This is a genomic window from Modestobacter sp. VKM Ac-2984 (genome assembly GCF_026967985.1).
Taxonomy (GTDB): domain Bacteria; phylum Actinomycetota; class Actinomycetes; order Mycobacteriales; family Geodermatophilaceae; genus Modestobacter.
Genome location: NZ_JAPVBJ010000001.1, coordinates 86,521 through 100,828, shown reverse-complemented (window position 1 = coordinate 100,828; position 14,308 = coordinate 86,521). Strand labels below are relative to the sequence as shown.

Here is a 14,308-nt window from a genome sequence, read left to right as displayed (position 1 = left end):
CCGCGTGAGCGTGACCCCCATCCGGATCATGGGCGACCCGGTGCTGCGCACCCCGGCCGCCCCCGTCGTCGACTTCGACGCCGAACTGCGTCAGCTCGTCGCCGACCTGACCGACACGATGCACGCGGCCGGCGGTGCCGGCATCGCCGCTCCGCAGATCGGCGTCGGCCTGCGGGTCTTCACCTGGTACGTCGACGGCGAGGTCGGCCACCTGGTCAACCCCGACGTCACGCCGGTGGGCGAGGAGACCGAAGAGGACGCCGAGGGGTGCCTGTCGATCCCCGGCTTCCGGTTCGACTGCCGCCGGCACCTCTACGTCGCCGCGACCGGCTGGAACATGTACGGCGACCCGGTCCGGGTGGAGGGGTCGCACAAGCTGGCCCGCGCCATCCAGCACGAGACCGACCACCTCGACGGCGTGCTGTTCGTCGACCGGCTCGACACCGAGGACCGCGCGGCCGCGCTCGCCGTCCTGCAGGACGCGGAGTGGCAGGGGGCGCAGTCCTGGCTGCCCGACGGCGCACCGGTGCCGGCGCCCGTGGTGAAGGTGAGCCCCCACTGAGGCTCCTGTTCGCCGGTACCCCGGCGCCGGCCGTCGTCGCCCTCGACGCGCTGCTGGACTCCGCCCACGAGGTCGTCGCCGTCCTCACCCGGCCCGATGCCCCGTCCGGCCGCGGCCGGCGCACCAGCCGGTCACCGGTCGCCGAGCGCGCCGACGCCGCGGGCATCCCGGTGCTCCAGCCACGCTCGCCCCGCGAGCCGGAGTTCCTCACCCAGCTGGCCGACCTCGCCGTCGACTGCGCCCCGGTCGTCGCCTACGGCGCCCTGGTGCCGCCGGCGGCGCTGGAGGTCCCGCGGCACGGCTGGGTGAACCTGCACTTCTCGCTGCTGCCCGCCTGGCGCGGTGCGGCACCGGTGCAGCACGCGATCATGGCCGGCGACGAGGTCACCGGCGCGGCCACCTTCCAGCTGGAGGCCGGCCTGGACACCGGCCCGGTCTTCGGCGTCGTCACCGAGCCGATCGGGGCCACCGACACCGCCGGCGACCTGCTGGACCGGCTGGCGGTCAGCGGTGCCCGGCTGCTGGTCGCGACCCTGGACGGCATCGCCGACGGCTCGCTGCGGCCGGAGCCCCAGCCGGCCGAGGGGGTCAGCCTGGCGCCGCGGATCGAGACCGAGGACGCCCAGGTCGACTGGGCCCTGCCGGCCCATGTCGTCGACCGGCGGGTGCGTGGCGTGACGCCGGCCCCGGGCGCCTGGACGACGTGGCGCGGCAACCGGCTGCGGCTGGCACCGGTGGAGCCGCTGTCCTCGTCGCTGGCGCTCGCACCCGGTGAGCTGTCGATCGGGTCGACCGGTGTCCTGGTGGGCACCGGGCGCGGTGCGGTGCGCCTGTCGTCGGTGCAGCCGGCCGGCAAGAAGATGCTCGCGGCGGCCGACTGGGCGCGCGGCGCGCGCCTGGAACCGGGCGAGCGACTCGGTGAGCAGGTGGCGGCATGACCGGCCCGGACGAGCGCGCCGCCCACAAGCGGCGCAACGACCCCGGCACCGGCAACCAGCGCCCGCAGTCCCGCCGGCACCGGCCCGTCCTGGACGGCGCCCGGCTGACCGCCTACGACGTGCTCGACGGGGTCTCCAGCCGAGCGGCCTACGCCAACCTGCTGCTGCCCCAGCTGCTGCGCGAACGGCAGCTGGAGCCCCGGGACGCCGCCTTCGCCACCCAGCTGGCCTACGGCACGCTGCGCGCCACCGGCACCCTGGACGCCGTCCTGACCACGCTGGTGTCCCGGCCGCTGGCCGAGCTCGACCCCAAGGTGCTGGACCTGCTGCGGCTGGGCGCCTACCAGTTGATCGACCTGCGGGTGCCGGCGCACGCCGCGGTCGACACCACGGTGGCGCTCACCCGGGCGATCGTCGGCACCGGCGCCTCCGGGCTGGTCAACGCCGTGCTGCGCAAGGTCGCGGCCGGCGGTGACCGGGCGGCCTGGGTCACCGCGCTCGCCCCGGCCGACGACGACGAGCGGCTCACCCTCACCACCGACCACCCGCGCTGGATCGTCGACGCCTGGCGCGACGCGCTCGCCGACGACGCCGAGGTGGAGGCCGCGCTGCTGGCCGACGACGCCGCGCCCGAGGTGCACCTCGTCGCCCGGCACGTCGACCGTGACGAGCTGGCCGCCGACTCCGGTGGCGACCCCGGCCCGTGGTCGCCGCACGCCGTCCGGCTGCACGGCGGTGACCCCGGCAAGCTCGCCGCGGTCCGCTCCGGCGCCGCGGCGGTGCAGGACGAGGGGAGCCAGCTGGCTGCCCTCGCCCTGGTCCGGGCGCCGCTGGAGGGCCCCGACGTGCGCTGGCTGGACATGTGCGCCGGCCCGGGCGGCAAGGCGGGGCTGCTGGCCGCCGTCCGGCCGGCCGGGGTGCACCTGACCGCCGTCGACCGCAGCGAGCACCGCGCCGAACTGGTCCGCGGCGCGCTGGCCGGCGCCGAGGACGTCGAGGTCCTGGTCGCCGACGGCACGGCACCGGACTGGCCGGCCGGGTCGTTCGACCGGGTGCTGCTGGACGCACCGTGCACCGGCCTGGGCGCCCTGCGCCGCCGGCCGGAGGTGCGCTGGCGCCGGACCCCTGCCGACGTCCCGCCGCTGGCCGAGCTGCAGCGGCAGCTGCTGGACAGCGCACTGGCCTCGGTCCGGCCCGGGGGAGTGGTCGCCTACGTGACCTGCTCGCCGCACACCGCCGAGACCGTCGCCATCGTCGATGCGGTCGCCGGCCGGGACGACGTCGAGGTGCTCCCCGTGGCCCCGCTGTTCCCCGAGGTGCCCGGCATCGAGCGCGGCGAGCACGCCCAGCTGTGGCCGCACCGGCACGGCACCGACGCGATGTTCATGGCCCTGCTCCGCCGCACCCGCTGAGGAACCGGGTGACCGGGGAGCCCCGGCACGGCTGGTGTCCGCAGCCGTGCCGGGGCTCCTGAGCGGTGGGCGTCAGCCGGCTTCGTCGGCCGGGTCGGCGCTCCGGCGGGTCAGCTGCTCGTGCCGCTCCTGCGCCTCCTGTGCACCGTCCAGGCCCAGCCGGTCCGCGATCTGGGTCCAGGTCAGCCCCTCACCGCGGGCCATGGTCAGCAGGCCGACTTCGAGGTCGTCCACCTCCGCCCGCAACAGCGGGAGCAGGCTGAGTGCTGCGACCAGGTCCTCGCCCTGCACCGAGGGCTCGGCGTCGTCGGTGTAGGCGAGGCTGCCCCCGGCCAGGCCGGTCACCAGCCGGACCGCCTCGTGCGGGCTGAGCGTGTACGGGTTCAGCAGTCGCGCCCGCGCCTCCGGGGTGGCCGCGTACCGCTCGTGGATGCGGAACAGGGCGGCGTGGTGGTTCATCGGCGGGCTGGGCGAGGGGCGGCGCCGAGCCGGTCCGGGTGCGGGGACATGCGGTCAGCGTGGGGTGCCGGGCGGCCGGTGGGCAACGGGATCGGCCACCGACCGCCCGTCAGACGTTCCCGCGGGAACGGCTCAGAAGGGGAACTGCCGCTTGGTGTGCTGGACGCTCACCCAGTGGTCGGTGGTGAACTCCTCGATCGCCCAGTCGCCGCCGAAGCGACCCAGCCCCGACTCCTTCTCCCCGCCGAACGCGGTGTTGTTCTCGTCGTTGAGCGGGGAGTCGTTGACGTGGGTCATCCCGGCGTCCACCCGCAGCGCGAAGTCCACCCCGCGCAGCGTGTTCTCGGTGAACACGGCGCTGGACAGGCCGTACTCGGTGTCGTTGGCGATCGCCAGCGCATCGTCCTCGTCGCGGGCCCGGATGATCGTGGCCACCGGCCCGAACACCTCCTGGCGGGCGGTCGCGACGTCGTTGCCGCCGAGCAGCACGTGCGGGGGCAGCACCGAGCCGATCGGGCCGGTCGGGTCACCGCCGAGGACCTGCTGGGCGCCGTCGGAGATCGACTGGGCGACCTTCTCCTGGATGCCCTCCAGCTGCTTGGCGTTGATGATCGGGCCGATCACCGTGTCCGGCTCGGTCGGGTCGCCGACCTTGAGCCCGCGCACCCGCTCGACGTAGCGCTCCACGAACTCGTCGTGCACGGCGTCGTCCACGATGATCCGGTTGGTGATCATGCAGACCTGGCCCTGGTGGAAGAACTTCCCGAACACGGCGGCGTCCACCGCGTAGCCGAGGTCGGCGTCGTCCAGCACCACCAGCGGCCCGTTGCCGCCCAGCTCCAGCGACAGCTTCTTCAGCCCGGCCTTCTCGGCGATCCCCTTGCCCACCGGGGTGGAGCCGGTGAAGGAGACGACCCGGGGCGTGGGGTGGGAGACGATCGCGTCGCCGATGTCGCTGCCGGAGCCGATCACCACCGACAGCAGGCCCTCGGGCAGCCCGGCCTCCTCGTAGATCTTGGCCAGCAGCAGGCCGCCGGTGACCGGGGTGTCACCGGCGGGCTTGAGGACGACGGCGTTGCCGACGGCCAGGGCCGGGGCGACGGAGCGGTTGGACAGGTGCATCGGCACGTTCCACGGGCTGATCACCGCGACCACCCCGACCGGGCGCCGGTAGACCCGGCTCTCCTTGCCCTCGATGTCGGCCGGCAGGATCCGGCCCTCGACCCGGTAGGGGTAGGACGCCGTCTCGTGGAAGTCGCGCAGCGTGATGGCGAACTCGAAGGCCGCGGTGGGGGCGGTGGCGCCGCTCTCCTTGATGTGCCAGTCGACGATCTCCTCCTCGCGGGCCTCCATGATCTGGCCGGCCCGGCGCATCACCGCGGCGCGCTCGCTGGGCAGCCGGGCGGCCCAGTCCCGCTGGGCCTCCTTCGCCCGGGCGTAGGCCTCGTCGAGGTCGTCGGCGTTGGCGAGCGGGATCTCGGTCAACGTCTCGCCGGTGTAGGGGTTGGTGTCGGTCGCGGTCTTCCCGGCCCGGCCGGCGCGCCAGGTGCCGGCGATCGGCATCCGGTCGAAGCCGTCGTAGCGGGCAGGTGCTGAGTTCTCCGATGCCATGGGGGACCGCGTACCCGGTCGTGCGCAACGGACACGTCCTCCGCCCGGCGGCAGTCCAGGGGAGTGCCGCCGGCTCCCCGGTCGCCCGGCCGGGGCGCTGAGCGCGGCCCCTACGATCAGCGCGTGTCCCGGGAACCCATGATCGCGCCCAGTCTGCTGTCCGCGGACTTCGCCCGGCTCGCCGACGAGGTGCAGCGGATCGCCGACGCCGACTGGGTCCACGTCGACGTCATGGACGCCCACTTCGTGCCCAACCTGACCCTCGGCCTGCCGGTGGTCAAGGCGATCCAGGCGGTCAGCCCGGTCCCGCTGGACTGCCACCTGATGATCGACGACCCGGAGCGGTGGGCTCCCGGCTACGCCGAGGCCGGTGCCCGCAACGTCACCGTGCACGCCGAGGCCTGCACCGACCCGCGTGCCGTGGCCCGGGACCTGAAGGCCGCCGGCGCGCTCGCCGGGCTGGCGATCAAGCCGGGCACCCCGTTGGAGGACTACCTCGACGTGCTGCCGGAGTTCGACACCCTGCTGGTGATGACGGTGGAGCCCGGCTTCGGCGGGCAGTCGTTCATGCCCGAGGTGCTGCCGAAGGTGCGGGAGGCCCGGCGGCTGGTCGAGGCCGGCCACCTCCAGCTGTTCCTGGAGGTCGACGGCGGGATCAACGCCGACACCATCGAGCAGGCCGCCGAGGCCGGCGCCGACGTCTTCGTCGCGGGCTCGGCCGTCTACGGCGCCGACGACCCCGGCCGGGCGATCGCCGCCCTGCGGGCCCAGGCCGCGCGCGCACGGTGAACGCCGCCGAGCAGGCGGCGATGGCCCGGGCCCGGGAGCTGGGGCTGCGGGTGCTGGGCACCACCAGCCCGAACCCGCCGGTCGGTGCGGTCGTGCTGGACGCGGCCGGCGCCGTCGTGGGGGAGGGGGCGACCTCCCCGCCGGGTGGCCCGCACGCCGAGGTGCACGCGCTCGCCTCGGCGGGGGAGCGCGCCCGTGGGGGCACCGCCGTCGTCACCCTGGAGCCGTGCGCGCACACCGGCCGCACCGGGCCCTGCGCCGACGCGCTGATCGCCGCCGGGGTCGCCCGGGTCGTCGTCGCCGTTCCCGAGCCGACCCGGCTGGCCACCGGCGGCGCGGCCCGGCTCCGCGCAGCCGGAGTCGACGTCGAACTGGGCGCCGAGCAGGCCGCGGCCGCCGAGGGGGCCCTGGCCGGCTGGCTGACCGGGGTGCACCAGCACCGGCCCCAGGTGGTCTGGAAGGTCGCCACCACCCTGGACGGGCGGGTCGCGGCCGCCGACGGCACCAGCCGCTGGATCACCGGGCCCCAGGCCCGGGCCGCCGTGCACGCGCTGCGGGCGACCTGTGACGCGGTGCTCGTCGGGTCCGGGACGGCGCTCGCCGACGACCCGCAGCTCACCGCCCGCGACGCCGACGGCCGCCCCGCCGACCGCCAGCCGTTGCGCGTGGTGCTGGACCGCCGCGGCCGGGTGCCCGCCACCGCCCGGGTGCACGACGACGCCGCACCCACCCTGGTCAGCCGGGCCGCCACCCCGGCCGCGCTGCTGGCCGAGCTGTTCGACGCCGACGTCCGCCGGGTGCTGCTGGAGGGCGGGCCCACGCTGGCCGCCGCCTTCCTCGCCGCCGGCCTGGTCGACGAGGCCGTGGTGCACGTCGCGCCCACGCTGCTCGGGGCCGGCGCCGCCATGGTGGGCGGGCTGGGAATCAGCACGATCACCGGGGCGCTGCACCTGCAGGTCACGGACGTCACCCGCATGGGCGGGGACGTGCAGATCCGGTTGCGGCCCACCGGGCACACTGGGCGGGGAATCTCGACCGGCGGAGGGAGCTGAGGTGTTCACCGGCATCGTGGAAGAGCTCGGCACCCTGGTCGCGCGTGAGGACGGCGCGGACAGCGCGGTGCTGCGCATCCGCGCACGCAAGGCGCTGCAGGACGTCGCGCTGGGCGACTCGATCGCGGTCAACGGCGTCTGCCTGACCGTGACCGGGGTCGAGCCCGGCCCCGACGGCGGCGGCGTCTGGAGCACCGACGTGATGGCCGAGACCCTGCGCCGCAGCAGCCTCGGCGCCACCGGCTCCGGCGACCGGGTCAACCTCGAGCGCGCCGTCACCCCGCAGACCCGACTGGGCGGCCACATCGTGCAGGGCCACGTCGACGGCGTCGGCACCGTGGTCTCCCGCACCCCCGGCGACGACTGGGAGGTCGTGCGGATCGCCGTCCCGGCCGAGCTCGCCCGCTACGTCGTGGAGAAGGGCTCGATCACCGTGGACGGCGTCTCGCTGACCGTGAGCGCGCTCGCCGACTCCCCGGAGCCCTGGTTCGAGGTCAGCCTGATCCCCACCACGCTGCGCGAGACCACCCTGGGCGACCGCGCCCCCGGTGACCGGGTCAACCTGGAGGTGGACGTCATCGCCAAGTACGTCGAACGACTGTTGGGAGCACGCCGATGAGCGGATTCCGGTTGGACTCCGTGGAGAGCGCGATCGCGGCGGTCAAGAGCGGCCGGCCCGTCGTCGTCATCGACGACGAGGACCGGGAGAACGAGGGCGACCTGATCTTCGCCTCCGAGCTCGCCACCCCCGAGGTGGTGGCCTTCATGGTCCGCTACACCTCGGGCTACGTCTGCGTCGCGGTGACCGAGGAGGACGCCGACCGGCTCGACCTCCCCCCGATGTTCCGGGTGAACCAGGACCGCCGCGGCACCGCCTACACCGTCACCGTCGACGCCCGGGAGGGCGTGACCACCGGCATCTCCGCCGCCGACCGGGCACACACCATCCGCACCCTGGCGTCTGCGGAGACCAGCTCTGCCGACCTGGCCCGCCCCGGGCACGTGGTGCCGCTCCGCGCCAAGGACGGCGGCGTGCTGCGCCGCCCCGGCCACACCGAGGCCGCCGTCGACCTCGCCGTCCTGGCCGGTCTGCGTCCCTCGGGGACGCTGTGCGAGGTGGTCAGCGAGAAGGACCCGACCGGCATGGCGCGCGGGGAGGAGCTGCGGGTCTTCGCCGACGAGCACGACCTGGTCATGGTCTCGATCGCCGACCTCATCGCCTACCGCAAGCGCTTCGACAAGCTGGTCGAGCGGGTCGCCGAGGCCCGGGTGCCGTTGCGCGCCGGGGAGTTCACCGCGGTCGGCTACCGCAGCTCCTACGACGAGCGCGAGCACGTGGCCTTCGTCTACGGCGACATCACCGCGAACGACGGTGAGGACGTGCTGGTGCGCGTGCACTCCGAGTGCCTCACCGGCGACGTGTTCGGCTCGCTGCGCTGCGACTGCGGCCCGCAGCTCGATGCCGCGCTCGCCGCCGTCGCCCAGGAGGGCCGCGGCGTCGTCCTCTACATCCGTGGTCACGAGGGCCGGGGCATCGGCCTGCTGCACAAGCTGCAGGCCTACCAGCTGCAGGACACCGGTGTGGACACCGTCGACGCCAACCTCGACCTCGGGCTCCCCGCCGACGCCCGCGACTACGGCACCGGCGCGCAGATCCTGGTCGACCTGGGCATCCACACCATGCGGCTGCTGACCAACAACCCGGCCAAGCGCGCCGGGCTGGAGGGGTACGGCCTGAAGATCACCGGCCGGGTCGCCCTGCCCAGCAACGTCACCGTCGACAACGTCGGGTACCTGCGCACCAAGCGCGACCGGATGGGCCACCTGCTGGAGATCATCGAGCCCGACGCCCCCGACACCGGCGGCGAGCCGCCCGCGCCGGGACGGCGCGCCGACGAGCAGCCGATGTGACCGGGTCACACCCCGGCCCACGGCACACTGCACCGTCCCTTACCGACCGTCCCAGCTGAGGACGAACAGCACCGAGGAGAACTCATGAGCGGGTCCGGAGCGCCGGGGCAGGAGCCCATCGACGCCGCGGGGCTGACCCTGGGGATCGTGGCGACCACCTGGCACGGCGACATCACCGAGTCGCTGCTGCAGCGGTCGATCGCCTGCGCGAAGGCCGCCGGCATCCCGGAGCCGACCGTCGTCCGGGTGCCCGGCGCGATCGAGCTGCCCGTGGTCGCCCAGGCCCTCGCCGCCACGCACGACGCGGTCGTGGCCCTCGGGGTCGTCGTCCGCGGGGGCACGCCGCACTTCGAGTACGTCTGCGACTCCTTCACCGCCGGCCTCACCCGGGTGTCGCTGGACTCCGGGAAGCCGGTCGGCAACGGTGTCCTCACCACCGAGGGCGAGCAGCAGGCGCGCGACCGCGCCGGCATGGACGACTCCGGTGAGGACAAGGGCTGGGAGGCGACCGCCGCCGCGCTGCAGACCGCCCTGGTGCTGCGTGAGCTGCGCACCCCCAAGCAGGGCACCGGCTTCCGGGTCGGTCCGGCGTGAAGACGTTCGACCAGCTGTTCGCCGAGCTGAGCGAGAAGGTGGCGGCCGGCGACCCCGCCTCGGGCACGGTCACCGCCGTGCGTGACGGCGTGCACGCCGCGGGCAAGAAGGTCGTGGAGGAGGCGGCGGAGTCCTGGATGGCCGCCGAGCACGAGGGCGCAGAGCGGACGGCGGAGGAGATCAGCCAGCTCCTCTACCGGGTGCAGGTGCTCATGCTGGCCCGCGGGCTCGGCCTGGACGACGTCTACGCTCACCTCTGAGCAAGGACCCCCTTCTCCTCACCCCTCGCAAGCTCGGGGCGAGCCTCTGAAGGGGGCCGACGGTGCCACCCCCGGGTTCAAAGGAGCTGTTCTGTGCTGCGCGTTGCCGTGCCCAACAAGGGTGTCCTCAGCGAGCCCGCGGCCGCGATGCTGGCCGAGAGCGGGTACCGGCAGCGGCGCACCACCAGTGAGCTGGCGGTCTACGACCCCGAGAACGACACCGAGTTCTTCTACCTGCGCCCGCGGGACATCGCGATCTACGTCGCGGCCGGCACGCTGGACGTCGGCATCACCGGTCGCGACATGCTGCTGGAGACCACCCCGCCCGAGGGTGGCGACGTGGCGGCCGAGGTGATGCCGCTGGGCTTCGGCCGGTCGTCGTTCCGCTTCGCCAGCCCGGCGGAGTCCCCGGTCGACGAGGTGGCGAAGCTGGAGGGCAAGCGGATCGCCACCGCCTACCCGGGGCTGCTGCAGCGCTTCCTGGACGAGACGGGCATGAAGGCCGCCGTGGTCAAGCTCGACGGCGCCGTGGAGACCGCGTGCCGGCTCGGCGTCGCCGACGCCGTCTGCGACGTGGTGGAGACCGGCACGACGCTGCGCGCGGCCGGGCTGCGGATCATCGGCGAGCCGGTGCTGGCCAGCGAGGCCGTGCTCGTCGGCCGGGCCGGTGCCGACGAGGTGCCGGCCGTCGCCCAGCTGCGCCGGCGGCTGCAGGGTGTCCTGGTGGCCCGGCGCTACGTGATGCTCGACTACGACTGCCCCAACGACCTGCTGGCCCAGGCCACCACCCGCACCCCGGGGCTGGAGGGGCCGACGGTGAGCCCGCTGCAGACGCCGGGCTGGTCGGCGGTGCGGGCGATGGTCCGCAAGGAGGACACCAACCGGGTGATGGACGAGCTGTGGGAGCTCGGCGCGCGGGCGATCCTGGTCACCAGCATCGCTGCGTCCCGCATCTGACCCGGGCAGACTGGCGGGCATGCGCCGCGCCGTCCTGCTGTCCCTGGTCGTCCCGCTGATGCTGCTCGCCGCCTGCGGTACCGCAGACGACGCCGGTCCGGCCGTCGGCTCCTCGACGCCACCCGTGACCGGCTCCCCGGCGGAGCCGACCGCGTCGGACCCGGCCACCACTCCGGGGGACGCCGACGGCGCCGACTTCGACCTGGTGGTCGAGTACGACCCGGGCGAGGGGGCACCGGTGGAGCGCTACACCCTCACCTGCGGAGAGACCGTTGAGGGCGACCTCCCCGACGCCGAGGCGGCCTGCGAACACCTGATGGAGCTCGAGGAGCCGTTCGCCCCGGTGCCGGACGACGCGATCTGCACCCAGCAGTACGGCGGGCCCCAGACGGCGCACGTCACCGGCGTGTGGCGGGGTGAACCGGTCGACCTCCAGCTCTCCCGCACCGACGGCTGCCGGATCGCGCAGTGGGAGCGGCTCGGACCGCTGCTCCCGGGACCGGCCGGCTGAGCGGCCGGCCCGCGCGGGTCAGCGGGGCCGGCTGGTCCGGTCGGCGAGGTCGATCGCGGTGCACAGCCCCAACGCCATCGCCCGCCCGCTGGTCGAGCCGGTGGCCAGCAGGGTGGTGATCGCCGGTGCGAGCGCACCGTGGCCGACCAAGCCGCGCAGCACGGCGGCGAACTCCCCGCTGACCCGGCCGGCGGCGGCATGCCGCAGCAGCGCCCGGGACAGCTCGGTGGTGCGCCCGGCGGCCAGCCCCGTCACGCCGGCGCCGAAGCGCTCGGCGGCGGGGTGCCCCAGCAGCACGAGCCCCGCGGTGACACCGGCCAGCACGTCGTCGCCGGCGGGGGTGAGGCCGGGGCCCAGCCCGATCAGACGGGTCGCGGTGCGCAGCGCGGCGTCGACGTCGGCCCGACGGACGGCGCCGCGCAGTGCGGCCAGCGGACCGCTGGGCCCGCTGGGCAGGCCGGGGAGGACGAATGCGCTGTGCGGCACGCCCTCGCCGTAGAGGGCCGAACGGAGCTGGCGGACCCCTTCGGGGAGCAGCGCCGGGCGTGCGGTGGGCAGCTTGGGCCGGGGGTCCCACCACGCGGCGGCGCTGACGGTCAGGTCGCCGACGGTCAACCGGCCGCCGCCCAGCCGGGCGGGGGCGCCGCTGGGCACCGAGACCAGGGGCCGGCCGTTGGAGGGCCGGAAGAGCACGCACCCCAGCGGCAGCCGGGCGGCGTCGGAGGTCAGCACGCCCACCACGTCGGGGCCCTGCGGGGTCTGCACGGTCAGGTACACCGCTGCGGGGACCGACAGCAGGACCCGCGCCGACCGGACCGGCCCGCGCAGCAGGTCGGCGATGCCGGTGCTGGCCTGGGCGGGCACCGAGGCGCCCGGCGCCCGGGCGCCGGGGGCTGCGGACCCACGTGGCAGGGGGATGGTCGGGACGCCGGCCCGGGCAGCGCGCCCGGTGCCGGTGTCGTCGGGGCTCGTGTCCCGGTCGTGGCCGCCGGTGCTCTCGTCGATGGTGCGCATGTGCCCTCCACCCGTGCGGTCGACGGGCGTCGCCTGCAGCGGGCCCGTCCCGGTCTGGCTTTCCCAGCCGGGACGCCGGGCCACCCGTCGATCGACGGAGCCGCCTACCATCCGAGCCGGGACGCAGGACGGGGGCTCGAACCTGGTGGCGCGTCCCCCGTGCCTGTATGGCGATTGTCGCCAAGTGTGCCTTCTGCCGTCCAGAGACGTCTGACAGAATCTCGCACAGCAGGCTCGTGCACGGTGTTTTGGGGGAACGTACAGTGACTGAACGTGATACGTCTGTGACATACGCTTCGCACAGCGACCGGGTGGCTACTTTCAGCACCATCCCCGCATCCGCCGAGCCTGTCCTCTCCCAGCTCCCGCCAGCCGACCGGACCGCCCTCCAGGACAGCATGGGGCTGACGGTCGACCAGCTCCTGCAGCTGCCCGGGCTGACCGGCGCGCTCGTCGTCGGCGGGGCCACCGGCACCCGCCGGATCGTCCGGCACGTGTCCGTGGAGGACCCGGCCGACCCCGTCGGGGGTGCCGGCCCGGACCTGCTCGTCGTCCTCGGTGCCCGGCTGCCCAGCGGCGACCCGGCGCAGAGCCGTGCGCTGATCGATCGGCTGCACCGGGCCGGCAGCGGCGCACTCGCCTACCGCTCGGAGGCCGGCTCGGGCAACCCGGCCGGCGACGTCCCCGCCGAGCTGCTCGCCGAGGCCGACCGCCGCGGCTTCCCGGTGCTCGCCCTGCCCGCGCGGGCCCGGCTGGACGAGGTGGTCGCCGAGGTGCTCGGCGCCATCATCGACAAGCAGACCCAGGCGCTGAGCCTCGCCAACCGGATGCACAACCAGTTCATCGACGTGGCGCTGTCCGGCGGGGGACTGTCCGAGGTCACCGCGCAGGTGTCGACCTTCCTCGCCGGGGCTGCCGTGCTCGGCCTGGGCCCGGACCGTGAGGTCGCCACCCACGCCGGCCCGCCGGAGGAGGTCGCCGAGATCCGCGACTGGCTGTGGCTGCTCGACGCCGCGGCCGACGACGCGTTCGCCGACCTGACCCCCTCCCGTCGGCTCTCGGGCAACCGCGCCGATCAGAGCGTGGTCACCCCCGCCGACGTGCTCGCCGACGCCGACCTCTCGCCGGCCGACGGCATCCTGCTGGTGCCCGGGCACCACGAGCTGCCCGGGGGGATCGGGGAGTACGCGGTCGCGCCGATCATGGCCGGTGACCAGCGGCACGGCTGGCTGGTCGCGGTGAACCGGCACGGCCCGATGCTGCTGGGCGCCGGTGCGGTCCTCGAGCAGGCCGCGGTCATCGCCGCGCTGTCGGAGATCCGTTCGCAGGCGGTGCACTCGGTGGAGCTGCGGTTCCAGGGCGACATGGTGCGCCGCCTGGTCGGTGGCACCTTCGCGCACACCGAGCGGGCGCTGGCCTACGCGCGCTCCTTCGGCTGGCGGCTCGACGGGCCGGTCGTCGTCCTGGTGACCGCCACGGAGACGGTGGCCGACGCCGGCGCGGACCCGACCCGGGCACTGGACGTGCTGGACCGGCTGGCCGACGGCTGGCGGGCCGCGGTCGACAGCGAGGTCGCCGGCGCCGCGGTCGCCGGGCTCGCCACCGAGATCGTCACCGTGCTCCCGTTGGACGGGCGCACGCCCGAGGAGCTCTCCAACCTGGTCGCCTCGGTGACCGCCCGGGTGAACGCCCGGCTGCGCCGGGTGGGCCGGCTGCTGGGCACCGGGATCGGCCGGCCGGCCGAGTCGCTGTCGGCGCTGGGGGAGGCCTACCAGCAGTCCCAGCGCGCCCTCGTGGTCGGGCAGGAGATCCACGGCGGCCACGCGGTCACCCACTTCGACCAGCTCGGCGTGTTCCGGCTGCTGTCGCTGATCCCGGACAGCAACGAGCTGCGCTCCTACGTCGACGAGGTGCTCGGCACCCTCGCCGACTCCTCCGACGCGGATGCGGTGGACCTGCGGGAGACCCTGCGGGTGCTGCTGGAGACCAACCTCAACGTCGCGGAGTCCGCGCGCCGGCTGCACTTCCACTACAACACGATGCGGTACCGGATCGGCAAGCTGGAGCGGCTGCTCGGCCCCTTCACCAGCGACCCCACGCTGCGGCTCAACCTGCTGCTCGCGCTGCACGCCGCCCGCATCCGCGGGCTGGACCAGCCGCACCGGCCGCCGGTGGAGAGCGTGGTCGCCGCCGTCCTGGACGACGGGCTCGAGTCCCTGGTCTGAGGCGGCGGCGTGT

General features: G+C 74.9%; 15 protein-coding genes. 12 read left to right on the top strand and 3 right to left on the bottom strand.

The window, feature by feature from the left end; genetic code table 11:
- Nucleotides 1–4 precede the first annotated feature (4 nt).
- Genes def through O2W16_RS00500 form a run of 3 tightly spaced genes read left to right on the top strand, consistent with a single transcriptional unit; the run spans nucleotide 5 to nucleotide 2,912 of the window.
- Nucleotides 5–562 (top strand): peptide deformylase, encoded by a 558-nt coding sequence (def, locus tag O2W16_RS00510; RefSeq protein WP_269156844.1) that lies wholly within the window; start codon nucleotides 5–7, stop codon nucleotides 560–562.
- Nucleotides 487–1,500 (top strand): methionyl-tRNA formyltransferase, encoded by a 1,014-nt coding sequence (fmt, locus tag O2W16_RS00505; protein ID WP_269156843.1) that lies wholly within the window; start codon nucleotides 487–489, stop codon nucleotides 1,498–1,500. Before def ends, fmt begins: the two co-directional genes overlap by 76 nt.
- Nucleotides 1,497–2,912: an RsmB/NOP family class I SAM-dependent RNA methyltransferase gene (locus tag O2W16_RS00500; RefSeq protein ID WP_269156842.1), complete on the top strand. Its 1,416-nt coding sequence runs from the start codon at nucleotides 1,497–1,499 to the stop codon at nucleotides 2,910–2,912. The genes fmt and O2W16_RS00500 overlap by 4 nt, the downstream gene beginning before the upstream one ends.
- Before the next feature lie 72 nt (nucleotides 2,913–2,984).
- Here O2W16_RS00500 and O2W16_RS00495 read toward each other — a convergent pair whose 3' ends face one another.
- Nucleotides 2,985–3,371: a hypothetical protein gene (locus tag O2W16_RS00495; RefSeq protein ID WP_269156841.1), complete on the bottom strand. Its 387-nt coding sequence runs from the start codon at nucleotides 3,369–3,371 to the stop codon at nucleotides 2,985–2,987.
- A gap of 132 nt (nucleotides 3,372–3,503) precedes the next feature.
- On the bottom strand, nucleotides 3,504–4,982 hold the full coding sequence (locus tag O2W16_RS00490) for an aldehyde dehydrogenase family protein (RefSeq protein ID WP_269156840.1): 1,479 nt from the start codon (nucleotides 4,980–4,982) through the stop codon (nucleotides 3,504–3,506).
- Between the two features lie 123 nt (nucleotides 4,983–5,105).
- On the opposite strand from O2W16_RS00490, the gene rpe reads away from it, so the two are divergent.
- From rpe to O2W16_RS00450, 8 genes are all read left to right on the top strand, one after another.
- A complete protein-coding gene (gene rpe, locus O2W16_RS00485) occupies nucleotides 5,106–5,771 on the top strand; it encodes a ribulose-phosphate 3-epimerase (protein ID WP_269156839.1) in 666 nt (221 codons plus the stop codon).
- Entirely contained in the window at nucleotides 5,768–6,823 is a 1,056-nt protein-coding gene (gene ribD, locus O2W16_RS00480) for a bifunctional diaminohydroxyphosphoribosylaminopyrimidine deaminase/5-amino-6-(5-phosphoribosylamino)uracil reductase RibD (protein ID WP_269156838.1), read from the top strand. The genes rpe and ribD overlap by 4 nt, the downstream gene beginning before the upstream one ends.
- Before the next feature lies 1 nt (nucleotide 6,824).
- Entirely contained in the window at nucleotides 6,825–7,442 is a 618-nt protein-coding gene (locus O2W16_RS00475) for a riboflavin synthase (RefSeq protein WP_269156837.1), read from the top strand.
- Nucleotides 7,439–8,734: a bifunctional 3,4-dihydroxy-2-butanone-4-phosphate synthase/GTP cyclohydrolase II gene (locus O2W16_RS00470; protein WP_269156836.1), complete on the top strand. Its 1,296-nt coding sequence runs from the start codon at nucleotides 7,439–7,441 to the stop codon at nucleotides 8,732–8,734. Before O2W16_RS00475 ends, O2W16_RS00470 begins: the two co-directional genes overlap by 4 nt.
- A gap of 84 nt (nucleotides 8,735–8,818) precedes the next feature.
- A complete protein-coding gene (ribH, locus tag O2W16_RS00465) occupies nucleotides 8,819–9,328 on the top strand; it encodes a 6,7-dimethyl-8-ribityllumazine synthase (protein WP_269156835.1) in 510 nt (169 codons plus the stop codon).
- Nucleotides 9,325–9,588: a phosphoribosyl-ATP diphosphatase gene (locus tag O2W16_RS00460; protein ID WP_269156834.1), complete on the top strand. Its 264-nt coding sequence runs from the start codon at nucleotides 9,325–9,327 to the stop codon at nucleotides 9,586–9,588. Before ribH ends, O2W16_RS00460 begins: the two co-directional genes overlap by 4 nt.
- 93 nt (nucleotides 9,589–9,681) lie before the next feature.
- The gene (hisG, locus tag O2W16_RS00455) at nucleotides 9,682–10,545 is read left to right on the top strand and encodes an ATP phosphoribosyltransferase (RefSeq protein WP_269156833.1); all 864 of its coding nucleotides are present in this window, start codon (nucleotides 9,682–9,684) and stop codon (nucleotides 10,543–10,545) included.
- Between the two features lie 19 nt (nucleotides 10,546–10,564).
- Nucleotides 10,565–11,056: an SSI family serine proteinase inhibitor gene (locus tag O2W16_RS00450; RefSeq protein ID WP_269156832.1), complete on the top strand. Its 492-nt coding sequence runs from the start codon at nucleotides 10,565–10,567 to the stop codon at nucleotides 11,054–11,056.
- A gap of 18 nt (nucleotides 11,057–11,074) precedes the next feature.
- Here O2W16_RS00450 and O2W16_RS00445 read toward each other — a convergent pair whose 3' ends face one another.
- The gene (locus tag O2W16_RS00445; protein ID WP_269156831.1) at nucleotides 11,075–12,070 is read right to left on the bottom strand and encodes a DUF2877 domain-containing protein; all 996 of its coding nucleotides are present in this window, start codon (nucleotides 12,068–12,070) and stop codon (nucleotides 11,075–11,077) included.
- 398 nt (nucleotides 12,071–12,468) lie between these two features.
- On the opposite strand from O2W16_RS00445, the gene O2W16_RS00440 reads away from it, so the two are divergent.
- Nucleotides 12,469–14,295 (top strand): PucR family transcriptional regulator, encoded by a 1,827-nt coding sequence (locus O2W16_RS00440; protein ID WP_269156830.1) that lies wholly within the window; start codon nucleotides 12,469–12,471, stop codon nucleotides 14,293–14,295.
- The last annotated feature ends 13 nt before the right edge of the window (nucleotides 14,296–14,308 follow it).